Source organism: Stenotrophomonas sp. HMWF003 (assembly GCF_003061285.1).
Taxonomy (GTDB): Bacteria; Pseudomonadota; Gammaproteobacteria; order Xanthomonadales; family Xanthomonadaceae; genus Stenotrophomonas; species Stenotrophomonas maltophilia_AP.
This window is the reverse complement of the sequence record NZ_QAIW01000298.1, coordinates 2,406-6,621: the sequence shown is the minus strand read 5'-3', so window position 1 is coordinate 6,621 and position 4,216 is coordinate 2,406. Positions and strand designations below refer to the sequence as shown.

General features: G+C 69.8%; 5 protein-coding genes. All 5 read right to left on the bottom strand.

Annotated elements, in window-relative coordinates; genetic code table 11:
* Nucleotides 1-1,125: tetratricopeptide repeat protein (locus DBR34_RS22885; protein ID WP_258223871.1), on the bottom strand; the 1,125-nt coding region annotated here is incomplete at its 3' end.
* Between the two features lie 58 nt (nucleotides 1,126-1,183).
* A complete protein-coding gene (locus DBR34_RS12215) occupies nucleotides 1,184-2,173 on the bottom strand; it encodes an alpha/beta fold hydrolase (RefSeq protein WP_181393987.1) in 990 nt (329 codons plus the stop codon).
* Nucleotides 2,174-2,229: 56 nt separating this feature from the next.
* The gene (locus tag DBR34_RS12210; protein ID WP_128096991.1) at nucleotides 2,230-3,021 is read right to left on the bottom strand and encodes a lysophospholipid acyltransferase family protein; all 792 of its coding nucleotides are present in this window, start codon (nucleotides 3,019-3,021) and stop codon (nucleotides 2,230-2,232) included.
* Between the two features lie 181 nt (nucleotides 3,022-3,202).
* A complete protein-coding gene (locus tag DBR34_RS12205; RefSeq protein ID WP_128096990.1) occupies nucleotides 3,203-3,640 on the bottom strand; it encodes a hotdog fold thioesterase in 438 nt (145 codons plus the stop codon).
* Nucleotides 3,641-3,665: 25 nt separating this feature from the next.
* Nucleotides 3,666-4,216: phospholipase D-like domain-containing protein (locus DBR34_RS22880; protein WP_258223870.1), on the bottom strand; the 551-nt coding region annotated here is incomplete at its 5' end.

Sequence of the window (4,216 nt, the reverse complement as noted above, 5' to 3'; positions counted from 1 at the left end):
GGTTTCACCGCTGACGCGGCCCGGTTCAAGCGCCACGATGCGACGTGCCATCGCCTCGGCTGCATCGCCTTCGCCGGCCATGTCGTGCAGGCGCATGCGCGTTTCCAGCGCCGGCAGGTGGTCGGGCATTGCCTGCAGCCAACGCTCGCCCACGGCAACCGCCTCGGCGGCGCCCACGACTTCGATGGACAACCGTGCCAGCCACAGGTCGTGCAGCTGCGGGTGGGTGTCCAGCAACGCGTCCAGGGTGTCGCGGGCCTGCTGTTCGCGGCCCAGGCGCTGCCAGGCCATCAGCAGCAGCTGCAGCGTGTGGCGATCGCCGGGCGCCTGTTCCAGCACCGGCAACAGGTGCTCCACGGCCTGCAGCGGCTGGCCGGACTGCAGTTCCAGCTCACCGGCCAGGCGGCGCATGGCCGGGGTGTCGCCGTCGGGCTCGGCCAGCACCTGGCGCAGCGTGGCTGCAGCCGATTCGCTGTTGCCCTGGCGCAGCGCCAGCTGCACCAGCAGCGCACGCAGCGAGGTCACGGCCGGGTTGAGCTCCAGCACGCGCCGGAACGCCTGCTCGGCAAAGGCCAGCATGTCCTTGCTCATGTAGGCGAACCCAAGCGCATACAGCACCCGCGGATCGTCCGGCAGCGCCCGCGCAGCCGCCGACAGCAAGGCCAGCGCGCGGTCGCCCTCGCCCCGGCGCAGCGCGATCATGCCGTTCAATGCGGCCAGCTCGGGGCTGTCCTCGTCCAGGCGGGTGGCGATGCGGGTGATGCGCTCGGCTTCGTCCACGTCGTTGCGCAGCAGCGCCATGTGCGCCTGCATCAGGTAGGCGGCAAGCTCGTTGGGATTGAGCGAGGCGGTGCGGTCCAGCGCCGAGCCGGCGGCCTCGAACTGGCGCAGGGCCAGCAGCAGGCCGGCGTGCTGCAGGTGCAGGTCGGCGTTGTCGGGGGCCAGCGCCAGGGCCTGCTGCAGGCTGTCCAGGGCGGCATCGAACTGGCCCTGCTGCTGCAGCGACAGCGCCAGCCAGCGGTGCGCCTGCGGCTGCTCCGGCTCGTCGGCGGTCCACTGGCGCGCAAGCTGCACGGCATCGTCGGCCGCATTGCGGCGCAGGGCTTGGAGGATCTTGTCTTGCATGACGGTCCAGCGTGGGTCAAACCCCGATTGTAGAGCACGCCCGCCGGGCCACGCTGGCTCAGCGCACGGCTTCGGCGCGCAGCCGCTGGGACACCCAGCGTTCGGAGAAGCCGTCGCCGCGCCAGTTTTCCAGGAAGCCGCAATGGCCGCCCCACGGGGCGATTTCCAGGTGGGCGTGGGCCGGCAGGCGCCAGCCGTCGAAGGTGGCGAACGGGATCACCGGGTCGTCCTGGGCCATCAGGATGTCGGCCGGCACGTCCAGCCCGGCCAGCCGGTCGCCGGCAATCGAATACCCGTCGAAATACGCCTGCAGCGAGCCGAAGTCGGTGTGGTGCTCGACCAGCCAGGCGGTGAGGGCCCGGATGTCGAGCTTGAGCACCCGGTCGTCCCAGTCGCTCAGCTCGGGGAACAGGTCGCGCTTGCGGCGCAGCGAGCCGGCCCACTTGCGGCGGAAATACCAGTCGTACATCGCCGGGCCGTTCTCGATGCTCTCCATGGTGATGGCCGGGTCCAGCACCGGGCAGACCGACGCCACCCGGCGCAGCGGCACCCCGGCCGATGGCGCGCGCAGTGCGAGGCGCAGCACGAAGTTGCCGCCCAGCGAGTAACCGGCCGCGACCAGCGGCAGCTGCGGCCAGCGCTGGGCGATGTCGCCCGCGGCATGGACCACTTCGTCGATGCGGTTGGAGTGGAAGATGCCGGGGTTGAGGTGGTGGGTGTTGCCGTGGTCGCGGAAGTTCAGCCGCACCACGTCGAACCCCTCCTCCAGCATGCGCGCGGCGGTCATGCGCATGTAGCTGGACTCGGCACTGCCTTCCCAGCCGTGCAGCAGCAGCGCCATGCCGATCGGCTCGCGGCCCTCCACGTGGCTGTGCCAGCCCTGCAGGCGCACGCCCTGCCCACCGTCCAGGATCAGCTCTTCGGTCATCGCCCCGGTGGCGGCAAGCAGCATCAGGCCGCGCTGCATGCGCATGCGGCTGGAGCTGAGCATCGACTGCAGGTGCGGATTGCGCAGCCAACGCGGCGGGCGGTAGTCGGCAGCGGTCAACATGGGCGGCAGCCTGCTCCCGGTTGCGACGCTGGCGCGTGAAGAGCCGACATGCGCTACTCGGCGTTCATCGCCGCCAGGATGCGCGTCCGCGAAGTTTCAGCGATGCGGCGACGGCCTTCCAGGTCGTGCGTACCAATGGGCGCGAGGAAATGCACCTCGGCGCGGCGGGCCGGCTCACCCAGCAGGCGCAGGAAATTGGCGAAGAAGCTCTCGCCCGGGCCGAACGCCACGATGGTCTGGGCGTCGCCGCGCCAGCCATAGCGCAGCGCCACCGGCTGCACCGGGACCTGGGCTTCCACCGCGGCCTGGAAGATGCGGGCGTGGAACGGGCCCACTTCATGGCCGCCCCGGGTGCGCCCTTCGGGGAACACGCCCACGGCCTTGCCCTCGCGCAGGCGAACCACCATTTCCTGCATCACCCCGCCCAGCGACTCGGTGCTGCCGCGCTGGTGGAAGATGGTCTGGCCGCGGGCGGCCAACCAGCCCACCACCGGCCAGCTGGCGATCTCGCGCTTGGCCACGAAACCCATCATGCGCTGGCTGTGCAGCATGTTGATGTCGACCCAGCTGACGTGATTTGCCACGAACAGCACCGCACCGGGAAGCGGCGTACCGATCCGGTGCAGGCGGAAGCCGAAGATCCACATCAGGCCGCTGGACCATGCATTGACCGCGACGTGCTCGAACGGACGGTTGCCCACGAGCACGCGTCCCCACGGGGGCAGCATGGCGATCAGCAGCATCGGCAGGAACAGCAACAGGTGGACCAGCAGCAGCGGTACGCGGTACAGGTATCGGCACACACGCGCCACGCCGCCACGTGAGGCCGGGGTGGGGGAATTCATCCGCGCACGATACCCGAGCGCCGCAGGGTCTGCCAGCCGCAACCGGCCAAATCGATAACGCGGGAGGGCCAGCGACCGCAAGGGGTCAAGCCGCTGCCCGGTTGCGGCACAGCGCCCACACCCACAGTGCGCCGGCGCACTGTGGCGACCAACGCAACACAGCATCCATGCAGTGCCGCGATCAGCCCGGGGCGACCGCCGGCACCACCGCCAGGGTGAGCCGCGAGGTGCACACCAGGCGGCCGCCCTCGTCTTCGATGCGGATGTCCCAGACATGGGTGCTGCGGCCCACGTGCACCGCACGCGCGGTACCGGTGACCACGCCGCCGCGCATGGCGCGGATGTGGTTGGCGTTGATCTCCAGGCCGACGCACACCTGCTGGGTGGTATCCACGCACAGGTTGCCGGCGCTGCTGCCGAGCGTTTCGGCCAGCACCACCGACGCGCCACCGTGCAGGATGCCGTAAGGCTGGCGGGTGCGTGCGTCCACCGGCATGGTGGCGCTGACCCAGTCCTCACCGGCGACGGTGAAGACGATGCCCAGGTGGTCGATGAGGGTGTTGCGGCTGAGCGCGTTGAGTGCCTCGATCGACACCGCCTCGCGGAATACCTGGGACATGCAGCAGCTCCGTGGAACCAAGGGATTACAGGATGGGGACCAGGCCGGCGCCGAAGGCGGTCAGCATGCGCACCAGCAGCCATTTCGGGCCGACGTTGACCTCGGGGAAATCGCCGACGGCCACGTAGCACTTATGGAAGTCCTCGTGCTGCCGGCGCAGCGGCGCGGGGCAGTCCGGACCGGGCTGGAACTCGTAATCGGTGGCGTAGCGCCACGGCCAGAAGTCCAGCACGGGCAGTGCTTCGGATGCCTTGCCGACGCTGTAGTTCAACCCGGACAACACCGGTGGCTTGGTACGCGGCGCCACCACCCACGAGTTCTGCGGGTGGATGTCGCGCAGGATGCTCTGCGCCAGCGCTTCGGCAAACACCGGGTCGTCGATGATCACCGCGCCTTCGGTGTTGTAGTTCTCACTGCGCGGATCGAAGTTGTGCGTGCCGATCACGCCGATGCGGCGGTCCACCACCATCGACTTGGCATGCAGGCCCATGCGCGCGCCGGTGCGGGTGACCGGCAGCGGCTTGTTGACGGCCTTGGTGCCCAGGAACGACGGCCGGGTTTCGGCGCGCAGCACGC